This window comes from Candidatus Vogelbacteria bacterium, assembly GCA_021414225.1.
Taxonomy (GTDB): domain Bacteria; phylum Patescibacteriota; class Minisyncoccia; order Phycocordibacterales; family XYD1-FULL-46-19; genus JAIOOX01.
On record JAIOOX010000001.1, the window covers coordinates 59,096 to 79,594 of the forward strand.

General features: G+C 40.1%; 29 protein-coding genes and 7 tRNA genes. 11 read left to right on the forward strand and 25 right to left on the reverse strand.

What is annotated here, in order from left to right; all coding sequences use genetic code 11:
- Positions 1-55 precede the first annotated feature (55 nt).
- The 15 genes from lexA to K8Q91_00380 all read right to left on the reverse strand — a co-directional run bounded on the left by lexA (position 56) and on the right by K8Q91_00380 (position 8,554).
- Positions 56-622: a transcriptional repressor LexA gene (gene lexA, locus K8Q91_00310; protein MCE9628438.1), complete on the reverse strand. Its 567-nt coding sequence runs from the start codon at positions 620-622 to the stop codon at positions 56-58.
- Positions 623-826: a hypothetical protein gene (locus K8Q91_00315; protein ID MCE9628439.1), complete on the reverse strand. Its 204-nt coding sequence runs from the start codon at positions 824-826 to the stop codon at positions 623-625. It abuts the gene before it with no gap.
- A 78-nt stretch (positions 827-904) separates the two neighbouring features.
- The gene (locus K8Q91_00320) at positions 905-2,647 is read right to left on the reverse strand and encodes an ABC transporter ATP-binding protein/permease (protein ID MCE9628440.1); all 1,743 of its coding nucleotides are present in this window, start codon (positions 2,645-2,647) and stop codon (positions 905-907) included.
- Positions 2,648-2,650: 3 nt separating this feature from the next.
- Positions 2,651-3,139: a hypothetical protein gene (locus tag K8Q91_00325; protein MCE9628441.1), complete on the reverse strand. Its 489-nt coding sequence runs from the start codon at positions 3,137-3,139 to the stop codon at positions 2,651-2,653.
- 63 nt (positions 3,140-3,202) lie between these two features.
- Positions 3,203-3,820, reverse strand: coding sequence for a hypothetical protein (locus K8Q91_00330; GenBank protein ID MCE9628442.1), 618 nt, complete (start codon positions 3,818-3,820; stop codon positions 3,203-3,205).
- A gap of 9 nt (positions 3,821-3,829) precedes the next feature.
- Entirely contained in the window at positions 3,830-4,270 is a 441-nt protein-coding gene (locus K8Q91_00335; protein MCE9628443.1) for a hypothetical protein, read from the reverse strand.
- A gap of 120 nt (positions 4,271-4,390) precedes the next feature.
- Positions 4,391-5,152, reverse strand: coding sequence for a class I SAM-dependent methyltransferase (locus K8Q91_00340; protein MCE9628444.1), 762 nt, complete (start codon positions 5,150-5,152; stop codon positions 4,391-4,393).
- A 99-nt stretch (positions 5,153-5,251) separates the two neighbouring features.
- A complete protein-coding gene (locus K8Q91_00345; GenBank protein ID MCE9628445.1) occupies positions 5,252-5,635 on the reverse strand; it encodes an HIT domain-containing protein in 384 nt (127 codons plus the stop codon).
- A 204-nt stretch (positions 5,636-5,839) separates the two neighbouring features.
- Positions 5,840-5,910, reverse strand: a tRNA-His gene (locus tag K8Q91_00350).
- A 26-nt stretch (positions 5,911-5,936) separates the two neighbouring features.
- Positions 5,937-6,491: a cob(I)yrinic acid a,c-diamide adenosyltransferase gene (locus K8Q91_00355; protein MCE9628446.1), complete on the reverse strand. Its 555-nt coding sequence runs from the start codon at positions 6,489-6,491 to the stop codon at positions 5,937-5,939.
- 46 nt (positions 6,492-6,537) lie between these two features.
- A complete protein-coding gene (locus tag K8Q91_00360) occupies positions 6,538-6,756 on the reverse strand; it encodes a hypothetical protein (GenBank protein ID MCE9628447.1) in 219 nt (72 codons plus the stop codon).
- 65 nt (positions 6,757-6,821) lie between these two features.
- Positions 6,822-7,094 carry a hypothetical protein gene (locus K8Q91_00365; GenBank protein ID MCE9628448.1) on the reverse strand — a complete coding sequence of 91 codons (273 nt, stop codon included), beginning with the start codon at positions 7,092-7,094 and terminating at the stop codon, positions 6,822-6,824.
- Positions 7,095-7,150: 56 nt separating this feature from the next.
- Positions 7,151-7,232, reverse strand: a tRNA-Leu gene (locus K8Q91_00370).
- Positions 7,233-7,293: 61 nt separating this feature from the next.
- The gene (rplS, locus tag K8Q91_00375; GenBank protein ID MCE9628449.1) at positions 7,294-7,794 is read right to left on the reverse strand and encodes a 50S ribosomal protein L19; all 501 of its coding nucleotides are present in this window, start codon (positions 7,792-7,794) and stop codon (positions 7,294-7,296) included.
- A gap of 16 nt (positions 7,795-7,810) precedes the next feature.
- Positions 7,811-8,554: an RluA family pseudouridine synthase gene (locus tag K8Q91_00380; GenBank protein ID MCE9628450.1), complete on the reverse strand. Its 744-nt coding sequence runs from the start codon at positions 8,552-8,554 to the stop codon at positions 7,811-7,813.
- Positions 8,555-8,592: 38 nt separating this feature from the next.
- Here K8Q91_00380 and K8Q91_00385 point away from each other — a divergent pair.
- A tRNA-Val gene (locus K8Q91_00385) sits at positions 8,593-8,668 on the forward strand.
- Between the two features lie 47 nt (positions 8,669-8,715).
- Here K8Q91_00385 and K8Q91_00390 read toward each other — a convergent pair.
- The 7 genes from K8Q91_00390 to ruvX form a co-directional block, all read right to left on the reverse strand.
- Positions 8,716-8,787, reverse strand: a tRNA-Arg gene (locus tag K8Q91_00390).
- Between the two features lie 34 nt (positions 8,788-8,821).
- On the reverse strand, positions 8,822-9,124 hold the full coding sequence (locus tag K8Q91_00395; GenBank protein ID MCE9628451.1) for a hypothetical protein: 303 nt from the start codon (positions 9,122-9,124) through the stop codon (positions 8,822-8,824).
- 32 nt (positions 9,125-9,156) lie between these two features.
- A complete protein-coding gene (locus K8Q91_00400) occupies positions 9,157-9,657 on the reverse strand; it encodes a hypothetical protein (protein ID MCE9628452.1) in 501 nt (166 codons plus the stop codon).
- 7 nt (positions 9,658-9,664) lie between these two features.
- Positions 9,665-10,213, reverse strand: a complete 549-nt coding sequence (locus K8Q91_00405; GenBank protein ID MCE9628453.1) for a hypothetical protein — start codon at positions 10,211-10,213, stop codon at positions 9,665-9,667.
- Positions 10,214-10,217: 4 nt separating this feature from the next.
- Entirely contained in the window at positions 10,218-11,315 is a 1,098-nt protein-coding gene (gene pilM / locus K8Q91_00410) for a type IV pilus assembly protein PilM (GenBank protein ID MCE9628454.1), read from the reverse strand.
- A 25-nt stretch (positions 11,316-11,340) separates the two neighbouring features.
- Positions 11,341-11,958, reverse strand: a complete 618-nt coding sequence (locus K8Q91_00415) for a VTT domain-containing protein (GenBank protein ID MCE9628455.1) — start codon at positions 11,956-11,958, stop codon at positions 11,341-11,343.
- Positions 11,951-12,337 carry a Holliday junction resolvase RuvX gene (gene ruvX / locus K8Q91_00420; GenBank protein MCE9628456.1) on the reverse strand — a complete coding sequence of 129 codons (387 nt, stop codon included), beginning with the start codon at positions 12,335-12,337 and terminating at the stop codon, positions 11,951-11,953. Before ruvX ends, K8Q91_00415 begins: the two co-directional genes overlap by 8 nt.
- A 123-nt stretch (positions 12,338-12,460) precedes the next feature.
- Between ruvX and K8Q91_00425 the strand changes: the two genes are divergently transcribed.
- From K8Q91_00425 to K8Q91_00440, 4 genes are all read left to right on the forward strand, one after another.
- Positions 12,461-12,547 (forward strand) — tRNA-Ser (locus K8Q91_00425).
- A 196-nt stretch (positions 12,548-12,743) separates the two neighbouring features.
- The gene (locus K8Q91_00430) at positions 12,744-13,250 is read left to right on the forward strand and encodes a hypothetical protein (protein ID MCE9628457.1); all 507 of its coding nucleotides are present in this window, start codon (positions 12,744-12,746) and stop codon (positions 13,248-13,250) included.
- A 38-nt stretch (positions 13,251-13,288) separates the two neighbouring features.
- Positions 13,289-13,360: transfer RNA gene (locus tag K8Q91_00435), tRNA-Arg, on the forward strand.
- A gap of 256 nt (positions 13,361-13,616) precedes the next feature.
- Positions 13,617-14,255, forward strand: a complete 639-nt coding sequence (locus tag K8Q91_00440; GenBank protein MCE9628458.1) for a hypothetical protein — start codon at positions 13,617-13,619, stop codon at positions 14,253-14,255.
- A 59-nt stretch (positions 14,256-14,314) separates the two neighbouring features.
- Here K8Q91_00440 and rpsT read toward each other — a convergent pair whose 3' ends face one another.
- On the reverse strand, positions 14,315-14,584 hold the full coding sequence (gene rpsT, locus K8Q91_00445) for a 30S ribosomal protein S20 (protein ID MCE9628459.1): 270 nt from the start codon (positions 14,582-14,584) through the stop codon (positions 14,315-14,317).
- A gap of 58 nt (positions 14,585-14,642) precedes the next feature.
- Here rpsT and ruvA point away from each other — a divergent pair, with 58 nt between their 5' ends.
- The 4 genes from ruvA to mutM are packed head-to-tail and all read left to right on the forward strand — an operon-like array spanning position 14,643 to position 18,460.
- A complete protein-coding gene (gene ruvA, locus K8Q91_00450; protein ID MCE9628460.1) occupies positions 14,643-15,215 on the forward strand; it encodes a Holliday junction branch migration protein RuvA in 573 nt (190 codons plus the stop codon).
- A gap of 2 nt (positions 15,216-15,217) precedes the next feature.
- On the forward strand, positions 15,218-16,249 hold the full coding sequence (locus K8Q91_00455; GenBank protein MCE9628461.1) for a peptidoglycan bridge formation glycyltransferase FemA/FemB family protein: 1,032 nt from the start codon (positions 15,218-15,220) through the stop codon (positions 16,247-16,249).
- 6 nt (positions 16,250-16,255) lie between these two features.
- Positions 16,256-17,584, forward strand: coding sequence for a UDP-N-acetylmuramoyl-L-alanyl-D-glutamate--2,6-diaminopimelate ligase (locus tag K8Q91_00460; GenBank protein ID MCE9628462.1), 1,329 nt, complete (start codon positions 16,256-16,258; stop codon positions 17,582-17,584).
- 9 nt (positions 17,585-17,593) lie between these two features.
- Positions 17,594-18,460 carry a DNA-formamidopyrimidine glycosylase gene (gene mutM / locus K8Q91_00465; protein MCE9628463.1) on the forward strand — a complete coding sequence of 289 codons (867 nt, stop codon included), beginning with the start codon at positions 17,594-17,596 and terminating at the stop codon, positions 18,458-18,460.
- Here the strand turns inward: mutM and K8Q91_00470 are convergent, their stop codons facing one another.
- Positions 18,461-18,940 (reverse strand): TrmH family RNA methyltransferase, encoded by a 480-nt coding sequence (locus K8Q91_00470; GenBank protein MCE9628464.1) that lies wholly within the window; start codon positions 18,938-18,940, stop codon positions 18,461-18,463.
- Between the two features lie 145 nt (positions 18,941-19,085).
- On the opposite strand from K8Q91_00470, the gene K8Q91_00475 reads away from it, so the two are divergent.
- Both K8Q91_00475 and K8Q91_00480 read left to right on the forward strand, forming a co-directional pair.
- Positions 19,086-19,514, forward strand: coding sequence for a hypothetical protein (locus K8Q91_00475; protein ID MCE9628465.1), 429 nt, complete (start codon positions 19,086-19,088; stop codon positions 19,512-19,514).
- A 52-nt stretch (positions 19,515-19,566) separates the two neighbouring features.
- Positions 19,567-19,639 (forward strand) — tRNA-Lys (locus K8Q91_00480).
- A 142-nt stretch (positions 19,640-19,781) separates the two neighbouring features.
- Here the strand turns inward: K8Q91_00480 and K8Q91_00485 are convergent.
- Positions 19,782-20,498 carry a hypothetical protein gene (locus K8Q91_00485; GenBank protein MCE9628466.1) on the reverse strand — a complete coding sequence of 239 codons (717 nt, stop codon included), beginning with the start codon at positions 20,496-20,498 and terminating at the stop codon, positions 19,782-19,784.
- Between the last annotated feature and the right edge of the window lies 1 nt (position 20,499).

Here is a 20,499-nt window from a genome sequence, read left to right on the forward strand (position 1 = left end):
TTTCTAATGAGATGTTCGGTCTGAAAACATTACTACCAAAAACAGGTTAGAAAAGCTAGTACTTACGAATCACCCCTTTCACTACTCCACCAATCGTTAAGGATTGTTCTGGATAGATCGCTTTAAAATCTTTGTTAGCTGGTTCGAGCCAGGATTTACCGTTTTTAGTTTTAAAATATTTCATCGTCCATTCGCCGTCCACCTCAGCTATGACAATATCACCATCACTAGCTCTATTGGTCTTCTCGACAATCACCATATCACCATCAGCGATATGCGCGTCGATCATCGAGTTCCCATCTACCTCTAGTAGATAGGTTTTCTCTTTTTTCTCGATCATCAAATCATCCAGACTAATACTATCAAGCATCGCTTCCTCCGCCATCGCCGGAAAACCAGCAGTCACCGAACCAAGTAAAGGTACTTCGCCAAAAATTTTATTTGGCAACAACTTCCCTTGGTTATCTTTAGTTACTATCCCCGCTTCGATCAACTTCTCTACCAAGCGATAAGCCGCATTAGAAGATTTGAATTGTAGCAGTGTCGCTATCTCGCGATACGACGGCATGCGCTTGTGCGTCCGATAAAAGTCTAGAATTTTGTTTTTGTATTGTTCAAACATTTAGAATAAGAAAGTAGAGACTAAACGAAAAGCCCGTGGCCAAAAATAAGACTTGGTACTCATTCGTCTCATTTGGGTAAGTAGTTGGCGGTGGCGACGGGCGTCATCGTGATAATCCAAACCAGTAATAATTTTAACGTCGATCTCTTTGTTAAGCTTGGAGAGCTCTCGCTCGATAGCTTGTCTGTATTGATTGTGATTCATAGTGATAATAAAGGTTAAACTTAATATCACTAGTTTAAGTGAACAAACGTTCACCGTCAATAATTTCCTTGGGGATAACTAAACTCGCTCGCCTGTTTGCTCACGCCACATCGCATAGTACAAACCTTTTTGCGCCACCAACTCTTCGTGAGTACCAGACTCACAAATCAACCCTTTCTCTAAAACATAAATCCGATCAGCGTGCATGATAGTCGACAAGCGGTGAGCAATCATGATCGACAAGTGTTCTTTGGTTAGGGATAACTCCCGGACAGTTTTAGTAATCTCTTCTTCGGTCAGCGAATCAAGGGCAGAGGTGGCTTCATCAAAAACTAGGATTGTCGGCTGACGCAGTAGAGCTCGAGCGATTGATAGTCGCTGTTTTTCACCACCAGAGACTTTCACCCCACCTTCCCCAATCAGAGTATCTATCCCCTTGTCTGCCCGAGCTAACAAATTCTGACAGGCACTTTTTTGGAGCACGGTCATTATCTCCTCATCGGTCGCTTTTGGATTCACAAACAGTAAGTTGTCTTTAATACTGCCAGCAAATAGTTGAGTGTCTTGGGTGACAAAACCAATTTGAGAACGGAACTCCGTGAAGTCTATTTCGCGTGAAGCAATATCGTTGTAATAAATTTCTCCACTATCCGACTGATACAAACCAACCAATAATTTCACCAGGCTAGTTTTACCCGAACCAGATGGTCCTACAAATGCAATGCTCTCACCTTTGGTCATACCAAAAGAAATATCTTTAAGGGCTTGATTGGTAGCTGATTGATAAGCAAAAGAAACATGGTCGAAAGTTAGTTTTTCAACTCGACCAAGCGGCTTAGGATTAGCTGGTACCACCTCTTTTGGTATTTCTAAAATTTCAGCAAACTTACGAAGTGATACTTCAGCTTCGCGATAACTGTTGATCACCCCTCCCATTTCTTGAAGCGGGTTAAAGACAAAGAAAGAATAGATGAAGAGTGAGAAGAATTCTCCAAACGTAATAGTTTGGGTGTACATTAAATACAGCATGAAAAACAAAATCGAAGTCCGTAAAAAGTTAATCAAAGTTCCTTGAACAAAACTTAAACTGCGCACATAGCGTAACTTTTTTAGTTCTAGATCAAGAATTTTTTCCGTCGTCGTATTGAGACGATTGATCTCTTGATCCACCAAACCTAAACTTTTGACCAATTCAATATTACGCAAAGACTCTGTCGTCGAACCAGCCAAGGCGGTCGTCTCTTTCATGATATCTTGTTGCACTACTTTCAACTTCCGACTCAGCACATAACTGATCCCTCCAATAATTGGGACAGTCAAAGCGTAGGCCAGGGCCACTCCCCAATAAATACTGATGGCGTAGATGGCGATAAAAGTGAACCCGATCAACGACACGAAAACAATATTAATAATCGCAGCGATAAACTTTTCGACGTCGCCTCGCACTTTTTGGAGTAAACCTAAAGTCTCCCCACTACGCTGATCTTCAAATACCGAATAAGGTAGACCTAAAGTATGTTTGACCCCATCAGCATACAGCTCCGCTCCCACTCGTTGAGTGACAGTATTCAGGTAATAGTCCTGAAAATTTTTGGCGACTCGTGACACAAAAGCCACACCGATCATGGCCAACATTAACCATAACGCTCCTTGCAAAAACTCGGCCTTGGAATACTGGTCAAAATTGGTTGTGTAACCATCTATCACGTGCCTAAAGATCAGTGGGTCAAGTAGTGAGAAAATCTGATTAATCGAGGCTAAGACTAAAACCCCCAAACACACTCGCCAATATTTTTTTAAATAAGATAATAATAATTTCATAGTTTAAATTTTTATTTGATCCATCCCTCGCCAAACATTGGAAGTGCCAATATCTTGATTGCCGGCGGATTTAACATACAAAAATAACTGCATTTTATACCCGGCCAGCATAGTTAGAACATTAAGTAAAAATAATCTCTTAGTTTGCTTAGTGCCAAACATTTCCACTTCTTGATCTAAATCTTCATCCGTAAACCGATTTAGTAATTCTGTAGTTTCAGCCAAAGACTCGTTCATTCGTTCGTCAAAATTAGCTCGAGTAGTACTCTCTGATTTAGCGGTATAGGCTCCAAAAACTGAATAATCAACAAGTGATATCATCTTCAACATCGACGGTGTCATAATACTGAGATATTGTAACAACTCTAGCAGGCTTCTTTGTTTATCAGTTGGCTTGTAACCATCCACACCATCTGGAATCTTACTAGCCAGGTGTTTAATTACATTCACTTCATGACTAATAGCACCCAAAAAATGATCTTTACTATACATAATGATTGTTGGTTAACTTTTAAGTCATGGCAGTATATCAAACAGAGCTCTGTCGAGCTATTCTCATTTTTCCTTCGGCCACTCAACCACCTCCGCCACCAACCTCTCTATCTTGTCAGCTAAACGCAATTTGGTTAAAACTGCTTTGGAAGCAATATTGTAATGTTTAATTTTGTCTAATTCCTCATCGATTCCCCACAAATCTTCCTCGGCTTGAGCCCAATCATCAGTGAAACTATTTAAATTAAGTGGCCGTGAATAACAACGCAAAGTTTTTACTCCGTCATAAGTGAAATACTCGTGAAAATAAGACATCACCAACTCTCGCACATTTTTATAAATTGGTTCTCGGTAACGTAAAACAGAGTGATTGGTTTTTGATAAAGCACCCCACAAATTATCCACTTTAAATAAAGTAATCACGTGATCCAAATCATCAGCTGTGGTTTGAAGATGAAGCAAGAGTGGTTCATGCCCGTGTAGTGACAAAATATAAGCCCCTAGAATTGCCCCCTCAATACAGTGAGCGTTGTTTTCGCGGATCACTCGCACTGGAGACTTGATGACATCCTCACCATCAGGTTCAAAATTAAATGGAATACTATTTAAAAAATCCTGAACCTTCGCTGGGGTGTTTAGTTTTTTAAGTAAATTGAGTTCAGCGGTGGTGAATTGAAGCATTGGTAGATTTTAGACCTCTAACACATAACCAAATCCGTTTTCGGAAGGAGTCACTTTGGCATAGCGACTAAAAAGACGCACTCTGGCTAACCGTCTTTGCTCTTCCCTTTCTTCAAGGGCATCTTTTCCAGATGGAAAGAACCAAAACTTTTCAATCCCAGAATCTTCAGCCACCATCTTAATACATTTGGTTATATATTCCATATTAACTCCCTCTAATCTATCAACTGGTTTATCGAAAGAGTTTTCGTTTAGTTGTGACGGATCAGCAAACGTTCCAAAAAGGATTTCTGGTAAATCTGGTTGATTTTTCCCTGTTGTATCTATAGCAACTGCAACATTTTTAAAAAAATATATCACAACGCCTTCTTTGTGTTCGGTTTTTTCAAACGAAAAATTTTCAAGTTCATTAGAACTTTCCTGGACTTGGTCAAATGATTGTCTTTCCATATTTAAAATTATACCCCGGAGTGGACGAGATTAGAAATTGGGTGCCGTAGTGGATAAGGGCACACTTAGTTAGGAATGTATTTGAGAGAAGGGATAATACAACGATTTATATTCCCAGGCTCAGTTAGGCTTCTTCCTAGTCACAATGGTAGTCAACGGATAATGAAGAAAGAATTTACCCCCTTCTTCCTCGACACCCAACATCTCTTCCGCTCCACGTAAACATTCTTCAGGAGTTGTTTTTGTCATTGCGTGAAGCTTGTAGAGAAAAACACCAATATCTTCTTTTTTGTCAAAAACCCATTTGGCATCAAAATCATAAAATTCGGGTTTTTCAAATCCGTTCAAAAAACATAACGTATCCGCATATTCTCGACTCCAAAAAGAAACTTCGTGACCGGTCACGCAATACTTAGCTACTCGATCATCAAAATGTTGGGCTAATACAGTTCCAGAAAAAACATCAGTGATAAGCATTCTAGCCCCAGGCTTTAAAGCACTAAAGAATCTTTTGAAACCTTCTGTTTTATCAAACAAATGATGTAGCGCTCCAAATGACCAAATTGCATCTACTGAATTAGGTTGTATGGTTAACGTATCTCCTCCTTCACGTCGAATTTCAATATTACTTCTTTTCAATTGGAGTACACCATCTGATTGATCTTCTGATGGATCAGTAACGATTACTTTACCGTTTGGAAGTACGGCATCGGCAATAGTTCCTGAAAAAACACCATTACCTGCACCGACTTCTAAAATAACTTCCCCTGGTTGAGGGTTTAGAAATCGTCGCATTACTTCAATGTCCCCTTTTCGAGCGTTAGGAAATTCTAGTAAAGCTTCACCATATAATTGAGCTCGTATACCATCAAATTCTGCCATATGGTTAAAACTCTACCAGGTTAGAAGTTAAAAGTCATTATATAAAACAAAAGCCGCTGGGCGAACCATACGGCATTTGTCGTAAAGATCCTACGATTTTCACGACAACTTTCTCATCTTATCAATGAGAGACGATAAACCTAGCTCGCTAGCAGCACCTTCCGAATGTTTGTCCCGAAAGATAAGCCAGCAGTGAACATGTCCAACCCTCTGACCAGCTTCTTGTCCTTGGTTAAAACTCAGATTGAATGATCTTCCAGCTATTGTCTGGCCAAAGTGATCACTTAAAAGCTGCTGCGTGGCCCCGTGCCAATCAGACGGCAAATCGATGATCGACTCAACATGCTCTTTGGGAATAATCAGAAAACGATCATCGATGACATTACCTCCTCCATCACAGGCGGCGACTAAATAAGCCATGTCATTTTGACACAAGGTTACCACCTTCCCATTCTCAACACAGAACGGACAGTCTTTTGGCATAAGAAAACCTCTTTTCTAAAGGATTTGGTTGTAGTTGGATGGTTCTTCTAGGTTAATTATTACAATATATTTAAATGATTGTCAACTTGGGTGCACTGCTCGCTTTTTGGAGAAGCTCCCAGCACACGCCAAAAATTAGAACTTGCCCTTCGATTACTCAGGACACTGGATTTTTATAGTCACTTCGTTCCTTAAAAATTCGTGGGTGCCTAGAGAGAATCGAACTCTCGATACCGGTTCCACAAACCGGAGTTTTGCCACTAAACTATAGGCACCATATGTTTTTACTTTCGCCAAAAAGCTATTTATAGCTTGGCGGTTCCTCTGTTATACCAGATTTAGCATTACTAAGTCTAGCTAAAGCGTATAGAAGACTCGATAAACGATTTAGATAAGGCAACGTAAATTCTCCTAATTTGACAGCTCCCTCTTCTGAGACACCCACCACCCGCCGCTCCGCCCGCCTAGCAATCGTTCGACCAATATCAAACAAGGCAGCTAATTCTGAACCACCGGAGACAAAGAAAGATGTGATCGGCGGTAATTCTTGTTCCATTCCGTCTACTAAAGTTTCTAAGCCTTTCACTTTCTCTTCAATAATATGTTTATCCGCTCCGGCCAACTCTGCCTGAATAATAAATAGATTATGTTGAACCTCGCCTACAATATCAGCAAAGGTTCTATCAGAAGCAATCGTAAAATTTTGTTCAGCCGACTTAACTTTACACAAACCCAAGAAAGAATTTATTTCATCCAAAGTCCCTAAAGCTTCAGCAATAGCCGAACTTTTAGAAATTCTTTGATCACAACCAAAAGTTTTGGTTGTACCTTTGTCACCTTTTCGAGTATAGAGCATAAGAAAATAATTCGGGGGGCGCAAGTCTTAAAACTCACGCCCCCCCCTAGAAGAATACATCTCTGGCGTTGGCCATTTGAGCTTCGGTACAGACCACCCAAGATTCACAACGCTCGTCGCTGGAACTAGATTCTACCGGGTACTGATCTCGCACCGCCTCTTCGGCTTCGGTCTTAGAATTAAAACATCCTTCAAGTTGGTACACCTCTGGCTGACCCTTGCCAGCAGGAGGGAAAAATATAACATTATATTTTTCCTTTGGCATGGGAGACCTCCTTTCTATCTAATTATAGACGAAGCAGACACCCCGCACAAGCAAGTTGTGCGGGGCTAAAAAAAAGGAAAGAACATCTGGCGGGTCAGTTTGTGTTTAGGGGCTTCAGGTAACTTCTGGCGACCCCAAATTCTCACATACTCAACACTGTCCAGTGGTGAAGAAAGAAGCTCTCTGTGTTTTTTCTTAACAAAAGCACAAGCCTGCCTAGCTGAAAAAGCATAAACTTCCCTGATAAACTCCACAACCTTATCTGGGCGCTTACCAAAAACATACCAGGTTTTCTTCTGTTTCCGTTTTTTCTTTTTGGCTTTTTTCTGTTTAGCCACAGGTATCACCCCCTTTCTATCTTTGACTTTACTCTCGGTAAATTAAAAATCAACTGTGCGCGGGGGGAGACTTGAACTCCCACGCCTTGCGGCACACGCACCTCAAGCGTGCTTGGCTACCAGTTACAACACCCGCGCATAGGTCATATTATTGTCTGTCTCCATCAAAAAAACAAGCGGACAATTGTCCGCTTGTTTTTTATTTCTCTTCAGTGGTTTCTGCTGGCGTTTCTGTTTCTGGTATCTCTTCACCCGTTGCTTCGGCGACAGCTACCTCATTGGCGGCAGTGATCACCTCTTCGGGTGTAACGTACAATTCTTCATCTTCGTTAACAGCCTTAACTCCTGTTTGTTTCATCCGACGACGAATCTCTTTAGCTGCTTTGTCACGGATATAATAAAGTTTAGCTTTGCGAACTTTAGAAGTTTTAACGATTTCAATCTTATCAATATTAGGAGAATAGAGTGGGAAAATCTTTTCCATGCCCACCCCACTAGCTACCTTGCGAACAGTAAAAGTCGCCCCTGGTTCAAAACCATGTTTGCGAGCAATAACCAAACCTTCATAAGCTTGAAGACGGGTCTTGCCTTTTTCCTGAATTTTTTGCCAAACTCGCACTGTCGTACCAGGGCGAAGGTCAACTTTTTGACGCTTAACCATATCGACAGACGAAACTTTGAAGGCGGTAGCTAATGACATAACAGTGAAGACATTATCACAAACTGGCTAGGTAATCAAGGGCAGAAGTGAAATCAGCCGGGGTTTCTGCCTCTAAATGAAAAACTTCCCCCTCTGGGCTCTTAAATTCCAAGATCTTAGCATGTAGAGCCTGGCGACCAAGTCCTGGTAAACACTCCCGACCGGGGGCATATAAGGAATCACAAACAATCGGATGACTGATAAACTTTAAATGCACCCTAATCTGATGAGTTCGCCCAGTCTCTGGTTTGACCTCCAAATAACTATACCCAGGAAATTGTTTAATCACTTGATAGTTCGTTTTAGCCTCCCGCAACTTACCCACCGCCTGTTTGTAGGCCGATCGGACCCGAGGATCTTTCCGACTACGACCAATTGCTGACTCTATGACCCCCTCTTCCTCTTTAAAGTTGCCATAAACCAGAGCTTGGTAGGTTTTTTTAATCTCGTGATTTTGAAAAGCTTCCTTTAACCAATCATAAGCTGACTGTTTTTTGGCAATCAATAAAATACCGCTAGTGTCTTTGTCTAGGCGATGAACAATACCCGGTCGATCAATTACTTCCCCGGAATCCAATTTCATTGACTCACCCACCCCTCGACACTCTGGATGGCACTTCAAAACCCAGTCGACTAAAGTTTGATTAGAAGAGTGACTATCACCATGAACAGCTAAACCGGCCGGCTTATTAACAGCCAAGAAATCATCACCCTCATAAACAACAGGAATATTAATCATCATGTCTTGATAAAATGACACAAATACTGTATTGTAGCAATGTTTGCAACCAAATAGGCGGGCGATTAGCTCAGTTGGTAGAGCAACTCATTTACACTGAGAAGGTCAGGGGTTCGAGTCCCTTATCGCCCACCACAAACAAAAAAGTCTTTGATCTAATCAAAGACTTTTTTGTTTGTGGGTGCCCCTGGTTGGAATCGAACCAACATTAACGGCTTAGAAGTCCGCTGTTCTATCCATTGAACTACGGGGGCAAGCTGGTTCGTTAACCCTCCAAATATACTGTCATTATAACGAAGGGTCAACAACCTTGGGTGCTGCTTTATAAAGTAAGTCAAATCGATCAGCTCTACGATCTAAAATAGAAACTGCCTCATCCAAATCTTTTTGATTAATTGTTGTTTTCTTGGCAATTTCTATTTGAATAGACTCAGCATCTCCGGCCCGCCACAAATTAAAATAATCAACAGCCAACCAACCACAAACAACCGCAGCTATCAGCAAAAAAACAGTAAGCAAAATAAACCAATCTCGATCAGGATTAATACTCTCCTGTTTGTCTAATTTACGAAGTATTAAAAGATTTTTCATAATTCAATTATTTTAGAGAAACTAATTATTCATTAAATAATGAACCTCAAGGTCAAACTAACCGTCCAAAGGCTTTTTCTCGGATCATCTGTAGAAACCGCCATGTCACTGGATTCAATAAAAACCGGGTAAGGCATAGTCTCGACTAGACCAATCAGTCTATAGATAGCAGAGAATGACCCGCTCCCTTTTACGATAAAAGTGGTTCCTTCATTACCGCCAACATGTTCCAAATTTATAACCACCCCAGCCTGCTTAGCGATTGATTCTAGAGATTCAATCAAAAGTACAATTTGATCTAATTTGAGATTAAATTTATCTAACTCTTCACGAGCTCCAGTAGTTTGTTTGTATTGTTGCTGAGCTTTAACTAAAGATATTTCTTGTTGTTTCTTTGTCGCTAAATCTGTGGCTAAATTTTCTAAACTGTGTACTTTTTGGTGAACAAAAAATCTAACAGCTAAAACCAGAATAATTAAAAACAAAGTTAGCATTAAAGCACTGATGGTTTTTAAAAATAAGGATCGGGGCATATACCAATTATAACTGATTTGTTTTAAGTTTAAGCTCAAGACTGAAAGATCCCGCTTTTTCTTTAATTAAGTTATCGACCGGAGAATTAACAGTTGCCACTTGAGCTGATTGTTTTAACTTTTCAACATAGTCAAGAAAAACTTTTCGACTAGTAAACTGACCTTTAATTGTCACCCCTTGGTTCTCACTACCACTATTATCAAAATTTAACGACTGAATACGAATACCATCTATTCTGTAAGTCATTATTAAATCTAAAACCGCCTGTAAAGAAATTTTATTATTAAGAGAGTTAATTATTGAGATATTACTATTAAGTCCAGCCACATAACTAGACACTTGCTCAAAATTTTCACTTTTATTCTCTGTAGGAACGCCACTCAACTCTCTAACCAAACTCTTTTCCTTCAATGATAAAACTAAAAAGATGGTAGTGGACACTACCAAGACAATAACCACTACTACAGCCGTTAGAACCACCCCAACAGTCACCACCCGATTGAGATATTCTTTTTTCAAAACTGATAAATTATTTGAAGGTAAAAGATTAATCATATATTTACTTGGCTTTATAGTAGGCAGCCCGCAAGGCTAAACCAATAGCCGTACTAAAACGTAAAGAATCTTCAAATGACAGCTGAGGCACTAAATCGACTATTTCTTTGGCATTATTCCACGGGTCACCAATAAAGACCGGTAAGTTTAACTGTCCAGATAAATATTCCACAAAACCAGGCAAAGAAGCTTGCCCACCACAAATCACAATTTTCTCAACTGGTTTTTCATAGTAATTAGACTCACTTTGTTCCGCCCTCCAAAACTCGATTACTCTTGTTAATTCATCTTTCAAGGAAGACATCATTGGGATGAGGGCAGTGAATACCTCCTCGTTATCTAAGGCTCGAGACAAGCCTTTGGTTTTTTTTAGCGTCTCTGCTTCTTTGGTTGTTATCTTTAAACTTCGTTCAATATTACGAGTCATGTCTCGACCACCGATATTAGATATTGTTGAAGTTAAGGCCACCACCCCTCTAGCCACTACCCCTAAACCGGTTCTTGTTTTACCAATATCTAAAATTAAAGTAGTGTCTCTATCGCCCGAGGCCAAGCAAGCCCTAGCTAAAGCTTGAGATTCTATTTCAAAAGCTAAAGGCATTAACCCGGCCTCCGACAAAACTGAAGCATAAACAGAAGCTTCCTTTTGAGGAAAAATAGAGACTACTACGTCACGCCCACCAGGACCAGCCTTGGGGGTGTCCACTAGTTCATAATCAAAGATAATATCTTTGATAGGCAAAGGAACATATTGATCCAACTGAAGCTCAATCGCCTGCTTCATTTCAGTTGGCGACATCTCCGGCAGAGAGAGTCTAACAATATAAGCTAATTCCTCAGGAAGAGCTGCCACTACCGCTGAAAATTTATAATCTTTTTTTAATTTTATTAAACTTTCAATTAAAATTTCTGGTTTTTTAATAACCCCAGACTCAATCACTCCTGGAGCCAGATCGACTTCTGCAAAATAATTTAAAGTTAACTTCTGGTTGGTATTAGAAATATTAACCAACTTCACAGATTGATCAGAAATATCTAAACCCACCGCTGGTATTGCTAAGAATCGAGGGGTGGGGAAAAATTTTAGAAAAGTAGAAAACACTACCCTAGTATACCAAATTTATATCCTAAGAAAGATGTTTAGACTGTGAACGACGATACCCTTTTAGTAATTCGTAGGCCGCCGGCATTAATGATAGACCGATAATAATAAAAATAATTATTGTAATGTACTCATCAACTCCAGGTATTAGTGAACCCAAGAAATAACCTAAGCTAATAAAACTAACACTCCACAACACTCCTCCCACGACGTTGTAATAAAAGAAAGTTTTATAGTTCATAGAACCAACACCAGCTAAAATCGGAGCGAAGGTTCGAACCACTGGTACAAACCGAGCCAACATAACAGTCTTAGCTCCATATCGATCGTAAAACTCTTGAGTTTTTTGAATATGACTCTTTCTGAAAAAGAAGGAGTCTTCTCTGGTAAATATTTTAGGGCCTACCTTGGATCCAAACCAATAACCAACATTGTCTCCCAAAATTGAAGCAATAGCACAACCTAAAATTAAAACTACAATATTAAAATGACCCTGAGAGGCCAAAAAGCCAGCGGTAAATAACAAAGAATCTCCTGGTAGAAAAAAACCAAAAAATAAACATGACTCGGCGAAGATTATACTAATCACCCCCAACAAACCTAGAGTCTGAATTAAAAATAGTGGATCAAGCCAATCAAACATACTTTTGTTTATCAATATAACTTTTTAAAATCAACGCGGCGGCCCGAGCATCAAACAGATTGTCCTTACCTATTATCCTTTGGGCTTCCTGACTAGTATAAAATTCTGGCTCAAAAACTACCTGACAGTTGGTTTTTTCGGCTAAAATTACAGCAAAAACTTTTATCTCCACCATTACTGGATTGGGACTACTGTCATAATTGGAAGACTCGCCTATCACTATAGTCTCGATACCCTCCTTTAGACAAATTTCAGCCACCTGATTAAGTACTTCTTTATTATTAGCTAAAACACTATGAGGCATAGCGAAACGACCAGTTTCGTCGGACAAAGCGAGGCCGATTCTTTTGGTGCCATAATCAATTCCCAATAAACGCATAGGATTATAATAGCACGTGGCCAGGGCCCACCAAAAAACTCTGTTTTTTTGGTGGGCCCCTTTAATTGATTTTCTTCAGTAATTTGTTAGGATTGTCAGGATAATCACCAAAGCAACATCCTTGGAGGGGTGGCAGAGTGGTCGATTGCACCTGTCTTGAAAACAGGAAGGCTGGTAACGGTCTCGCGAGTTCGAATCTCGCCCCCTCCGCAAAATAAGAAACGAAGAGACTATATTTTGCGAGAGTACTGAGGTACTCCGAAGTGCTTCCGCCAAAAAAAACAAATGAGTTGTATTTTTGCCGGATGGCACAGTCATCTGTGGCGCCGCAAAAAAAATCAATAGAAATAATATTTGTGTGTAACTTATTTTGTTCTGGGTTACACTCTTGTTACAATGATAACCAATGGACGAAGAAGAGCGCCAACTAAAAGTGCAGACAGCTCGATTGGAAAAAATACCCACCTTAGAGTGGCAAGCTTTTGAGTACAACTACAATGAAAAGAATTCAGATTGGTTTTGGATGGTCGGTATTGTCGGAGGGATAGCGGTTATTTTAGCTATCCTATTTAAAAACTTCCTATTTGCTATTATCTTACTACTGAGTACCTTCACTGTTTTAATGTACGGGGCTCGAAAACCAGAGCTAATCACTTTTGCTATCACTGCCAAGGGTATCAGAATAAAAAATGATCTCTATCCTTTCAAGAACCTAAAAGGTTTTGCTATCAAAGAAGATGACGACTTTGCTAAATTGATGATCCATTCTGACCGCTTGTTCCTTCCTCATATCATTATTCCACTTGAAGACATCGACCCCGAACTGATTCGTGAACGCCTTTCTATTTTTCTAGACGAGGAACACTTCGAAGAAACCTTCGTCGATATCTTTGTAGAACGTTTGGGATTTTAAAATCTGTATGCTAGTCTAATACTCGTTTAAATACAAACGCTCTTGTCGTTCAATGGATAGGACACTCCCCTGCGAAGGGAGAAATGCAGGTTCGATTCCTGCCAGGAGCACAAAAATAAGGCAGAAAATGTGGTAACATTTTCGAACTATACTTTTTGTAGTTCCTGGCAGGAATCGAACGCCGGAACGAACGAAGTCCAAAATTAGCAAATTTTGTTCGCGAGGCGGTGCCCAGGCAAACTTTTTGTGACGACAAAAAGTTTAGCCGCGGGAGATTCCTGCCTACCTATTCAGTCCAAAAGTACCCGCCCTCGTAGGGGGAGATTCCTGTTCTAATTTATTAATCCATGCTTCAATATTATCCATATGCAAACTAATCAAAAAGGCTTCCTTACCCCTTTAATAGCTGTCGTTGTAGCTGTATTGGTAATCGGTGGTGGAACTTCTTATTACTTTAAAAACAGAGACCAAACTTCTACAGTGGAAACCCTAGAAAAAGAAATCTTGACTAAAACTAACTCTCAACAAGATTCAATTACGAGCTGGAAAACCTATACTTCAGAAAAGGATATGTTTTCTTTTAAATATCCCCCTAGTTGGGACTTGGTTGATTCAGGTCACGGCATACTTCTTACAAATGGAGAGCAAAGAATAAGTATTAATGTCCGCCTAAGAAATATGGCTTACGAATATCAAAATACCTTAGAAAAAGATATTCGATCAAGAATCAGGGGTGAATTTTTATCTCAAGAAAAGGCAGACCAAAAATTATTCGAAAAGTTTATTGATACTAAAGAAGTGTTGGCATATGTATCACAATGGGAAATCACTGCCATGAAAGACACCTTTCAAACAACCCGAGTAGATTTTGAATTTAAAAATGAACCCATCGCAACAAATTCCATAAGTAGCTTCAAGAAGGTCATATCACTTACGACCGAAAAAGATTTTAACGACACAAATTTACTTAAATCAATAACGAACACTTTTACTCTCAGCAACTAAAATTCAACCTAAATCTACAAAAATCCCCTTACGGGGATTTTTTGGTTAGAATTTAGAATTTATTTAGCGGCAACTTTCTTGATCGCGGCCATTAATCGAGACTTCTTACGAGCGGCAGTATTTTTCTTGATTACTCCTCGCTTAGCGGCCTTATCAATTGCTTGATAAGCCTTAGCTAAAGCTTCTTTTGTGTTAGAGACATCTTTAGCTACAATCATTTTTTTAATAACCTTAGTGGTGTCTTTCATGATCGCCTTACGACGAACATTAAAAGCCGCTTTGCGAGCGGAACCACGTAAGGCTTTCTTAGCTGATGTAGTAATAGGCATGGGAGCAATAATAACCCATTTTCTTTAAATTGCAAGGTTGTTGGTGTATTATTGGGCCATGATTGGCACCCTACGAGGCACTGTAACCCAAACTACCGACCGAGCGGTTATCTTGGACGTCAACGGGGTTGGTTACCTAGTCTTTGCCTCCACCGAGACGTTGGGGCGGCTAAAAGAAGGCAGCTCGGCCGCTTTATGGACATACTTGGCTGTTCGTGAAAACGCCTTAGACTTATTTGGTTTTCTAGATAGGAATGAAAAAGACTTCTTTGAACTCCTTCTATCTGTGCCTGGGATTGGTCCAAGGAGTGCTCTAGCTATTCTCTCTCTAGCTCCGCCAGAAGTCCTGCGCAAGGCGATCCTCTCCAACAATACCGACTACTTAACCAAGGTCTCGGGTATCGGTCGTAAAAGTGCTGAGAAAATTGTGATTGAACTAAAGGACAAGATCGGTAAATTAGCCGAACACGAGCATGACGGCCTAGTTCAAGCCAGTGATGTAATAGATGCCCTCAAAGCTCTTGGCTATCCTCAAAAAGATGTTCGTGAAGCGGTTCAAAAATTACCACCTGATATGACTGACACTAGCGAACAAATCAAAGAGGCGCTTAAAATTTTAAGCCGCCAATAATTATGTACAAACTCACCCCCCTCCTTGATCTGACTGACTATGATGATAGATTGAAAAAGTTGGAAGCTCACTTTACTCAGAGTGAAACTTATCGACTGTGGCAGGAAAAAGCTGGCCGCGATGTTCGAGTTTTTGTATTAGAAAAAGAATCAGAAAATACTTTCACGCCAATTTTTGTTTTCTTAGCGCTTATTCACACTATTTCCTTTGGAAAAAAAATATTAGACATCCCCCATGGACCAGTAGCTCTCTCTAACCCCTCTGAAGAAGATAATAAAAACCTAATCAAAAAAATAAAAGAGTTTATTAAACAAGAAAAAATTGTCTTTGCTCGGATCAACTCTAAAAATAATCCTGGCTCTAATTTAAAACCAGTAGCCCAATTTCACTATCAAGCCGGCATTTTTCAACCTCGTTTTGAATGGTTAGTTGATACAACTCAAGACTTGGATACCTTAATGGCAAAAATGAAAAAAGGAACACGTTACTCTATTCGCTTGGCCGAACAAAAAGAAGTCAAAGTTGAAATCATAACCGATAACTTAGACCGGTATCTTGATGAATTTTATAATCTAACCATCCAAACCGGAAAAAGAAATGGTTTTCGATCTCACTCAAAGGAATATTATGAGAAAATCTTTAAAACTATTTATAATACTGATTCATTGTTTTTAACTGTTGCTTCTTATAAAAACAAAATTCTAGCTATGAATGTTATCTTTTGTTTTGGCAACCAAGCTGTCTACTTGTATTCCGCTTCGTGTGATGAACACAAAGATCTCCAGGCTTCATACTTAGCTCAGTGGACCAGTATTGAAGAAGTAAAAAGACGAGGCATAACTAAATACAGCTTAGGCGGCATCACTCCCGACGAGTTCCCCTCTCAATACCACTCTTGGCGATCAATCACTTCATTTAAAAAAAAGTTTCCCGGACAAGAAATTGATTACGGTTTATGGTTTGATATTCCTAATCAAACTTTGTGGTACTATTTTTATTGTCTTTACCGTTTTATCCAAAAAATTCGCCCCTAAACATCCATGAACACTCTCAAAAAAATCATTATTAAGCATCTCACGCCGAGCTGGACTCTACATACCTACCATTATTTATTGGCTCTGGCCGGTGCTTGTTTGTATCGTTTCCCTTCCCAACAAATGGTTGTCATTGGCATCACTGGCACCAAAGGCAAAACCTCTACTGCTAACTTTATTCATACCACTCTCAATGCCAGCGGCCATAAAACCGGAATCATTAGTACCGCCAATATCAAAATCGGCACCGAAGAATCTCTCAATAAATATCATATGACCATGCCTGGGCGCTTTACCATTCACAAACTAATGCGCCAAATGGTGAACACCGGTTGTACTCACTGTGTCGTAGAAACCACCTCCGAAGGGCTCAAGCAATATCGTCATATTGGTATTGCTTATGATTACGCGATTTTTACCAACCTCACCCCAGAACACCTTACTTCTCATGGTGGTAGTTTTGAAAAATACAAAGAGACCAAAGGTAAACTATTTAAAGCAGTAGCTGATAGAAAAAATAAAATTATATCCGGTAAAACAATTCCTAAAACAATCGTCGCTAACGCTGATAGCGATCACGCTTCTTACTTTTTAAATTTTAAGGTTGATAAAAAGATTACCTACAGCACCCAAAACAAAGGTAATGTAAACGCGAACGAAATCGGAACCACCACCCATGGTATTTCTTTTAAAGCAGACAACCACCAATACACCTCACCTATTTTAGGTACCTTTAATGTTGAAAATATCTTACCAGCTATTATTGTGGCTCAAGAAGAAGGCGGAACACCCGAACAGATTAATGTTGGGTTACATAATTTAAAAAGCATCCCAGGTCGAATGGAAATTATTGATGTTGGCCAAGACTTTACCGTTATTGTCGACTATGCTCACGAAAAAGAAAGTATGACTCGAGTCCTAGATACTGGCCGATCGATTGTTGGTTCTACTCACAAGGTAATCGTTCTGTTAGGGGCCGAGGGTGGTGGACGAGATAAGGCCAAGCGTCCAATCATGGGCGCCCTAGCCGGCCAAAAAGCCGACTTTGTGATTGTGTCTAACGTTGATCCCTATGATGATAATCCTCAAGAAATTTTAGAAGATATATCCAAAGCTTCTACTGAAAATGGTAAAACCTTGAATCAAAACCTTTTTGTTATTGCCGATCGTCGCGCCGGGATTGTCCAAGCTTTATTATTAGCCAACAGTGGTGATATTGTTTTAATCACCGGCAAAGGAGCTGAGCAATCAATGATCATAGGTAACCAGACTATCCCTTGGGATGATCGAAAAATTGTTAAGGAACAACTTGAAAAAATTCTCGCTTCGCGCTAGCGTGAAGCGATGCCTGAACTTCCTGAAGTCGAAACTTTAAAACGAGAGCTAACTAAAGCGGTGGTAGGAAAAACTATTACTTCGGTTGATATTGGTTGGCCTAAAACTATTTCCCCTCTTAAGCCAAAAGCCTTTAATGACCTAGTCTCTGGACAGAAAATTACTTCTATTGAAAGACGGGCTAAAGTTTTAATCATTACCCTCTCTGATCAAAACCATTTGATCGTTCATTTAAAAATGACGGGGCAACTTATTTTCAAACCAAAATCTGGTCAGATGGTTTCTGGAGGCCATCCACAACCAGGCGGTTTAGATAACTTACCCAATAAATTTACCCGAGTTAGTTTAAACTTTACTGATAGTACCGCTTTGTATTTCAATGACATGCGCAAGTTCGGCTGGCTCAGGCACATTAAAAATCATGAAAGAGAAAACATCTTTCTAAAAACCGGGATCGAGCCCCTATCCAAAAAATTTACCTATGAAACCTTTACCTCAATACTGGCCCGCTACCCGAAGCGAAATCTGAAACAGTTTTTACTTGATCAAACCTTGATTGCCGGCCTGGGAAACATTTATGTCGATGAGTCCTGCTTCATGTCGAGAGTCCGCCCCACCCGCCTAGTTGGCACCTTAACTAAAAAAGAGACAGCCGATTTATACCAAAATATTATCGCTGTCCTGAAACTATCCATCAGTAAAAAAGGGACCTCAGCCAAAAATTACGTTCGCAGTGACGGCTCCCAAGGTGGCTTCGTGCCTTATTTATTTGTTTACGGTCGAGCCAAACTCCCTTGTAAAGTTTGTAAGACCCCCATCACTAAAATAAAATTCGCCGGTCGCGGGACTCATTTTTGTGCCAAGTGCCAGAAATAATTAAGAAGACAAAAACTGAAAAACAACTATTCCGGTGGCTACAGAAACATTGAGCGACTCTTTACTCCCCTTCATCGGAATCTCGATAATCTCATCGCACAACTTTAAGATATTTTTGGGAATCCCTTCCGTTTCCTCGCCAAGAATTAACACGCAAGGCCACTGCGGTTTAAATTTTTTATAATTAACACCCCTCTCGTCTTGCTCCAAGGCAATTATTTGAACTCCTTGCTTTTTTAACTTTTTAATTAGACTCGAAAGACTTTTGACACTTTCCCATGGAACAGATTTTTCGGCACCTAAGGCGGATTTGGCAATTCGACTATTAGCTCGATTAAATTTGTCAGTCGGTGCTGGAGTCACCCCCACTAAATACACCTTACTCACCCCAGCTCCATCAGCGGTCCGCAAAATCGCCCCCACATTATAGGTACTGCGGATGTTGTCTAGTATTAAATATATTTCCTTCTTGTTTTTCATGGGTTATCGAGCTAAGCGAGAAATATAATACTAAGGTGAAGGCTTCGCAAGATCGACGGATCGAGACTTGAGGAATTTGTCAGCAGACAAATATCCGTACTCCACCTTAGTATTATATTTTGAGCCCTCATGTTAGAATAACAACATGTTTAACATCTTTCCGCAAACATTAAGTGTCTTCCCCCAATTACTAGACTACGGTTTTTTTGCTCCTTTAATCCTCAGGCTAGCGAGTGGTTTGTGTTTCTTGGCAGTTGCTTACAACGCTACTTTTACCTACAAAACCACCACCAAAGATATTCTCAAACACTTCCCGTGGTTAAAAGGTGAAAATTTCTGGATCGGCTTGTCTGGACTCCTCTCTTCTATTATAGCCATCTTCCTAATCATTGGTCTCTACACCCAAATAATGGCTATTTTAGCCATCTTGGCCGGCATTAAGTTAATGTTCCTAAAAACAGCTTACAAAGCTGATTACGGATTTGATACTTTCGCTTGTATCTTACTCATCGCTATTGGCCTCGCTCTTCTCGTCGCTGGCCCAGGTGCCCTAGCTATTGATCTGCCTTTATAAAACATAGACAAATCGGGTTTTTTCTAGTATTCTTTTTTTGTTATTTGCGCCTGCCCCGCTAGCTCAGTCGGTAGAGCAGCTCCCTTTTAAGGAGATGGTCGGGGGTTCGATTCCCTCGCGGGGCACAAAAACGTGAGTGTAAAAAGACTGGACTACTCCAGTCTTTTTCGCTTTTGTGAACCGGAAACATGTTTTTGTAACAACAAAAACAGTCGAGGTGGGGTCGCGACTTTTCTGAACTGGTGAGGAAAAAGTTGTGACCAAAAGTTATAGCCCCAAAATCACCCTCTCCAACGCCACCTCAAACTCCCTCTTCCCATGCCGAGCATCGGAATATAATTCTGTAAAAGATTTAGACATAGATTTTAGTTCAGCCATGGAAAATTTCAATAACGCTCGTTTAGTTTTTTGTAAAACAAATGGGTGCATTTTGACCGCTTCATCACTCTTAGCCCCAGCCACTAACAGCATATTCTTGACCTGACCCGCAAACCGCCAAAAGATCTCTTCAGCCGGAATTCCTTTATACAGCGCCTCTTGATACAGTACCCACAACTTCTGTTTATTCCTCTCCCCTAGACCATCAGCTAAAGAGAAAATATTAAAGGCGTCAGCTTTAGTGATATCTGTCTTAACATGCTCCAGAACCTTTTCGGCATATTTTTTAAATTTCGTCAGCAAGACTTTGGTCACTTCCCCTTCTAGCATTAAGACAATGTGTGGTGACTCGGCCAAATCTTTGATATGGCTATCGAGAAAATCTTTACCCTCAGGCGATTCAGTGAAACCACGCAAAACGATTAGATATTTAGAATCAAATAGTGAAGAACCAAATACCACTTCTTCTAGCTGGCTAACATCAAAACTATCACCATCCATGCGAAAGACGGCCGCCTCGGGACGCTTGGCCTGCAAAGTAGCTACTAGTTTATAAAAACTAGCTCGACTTTTTACTTCATCATTTCCATAGACAAGATAGAGCATA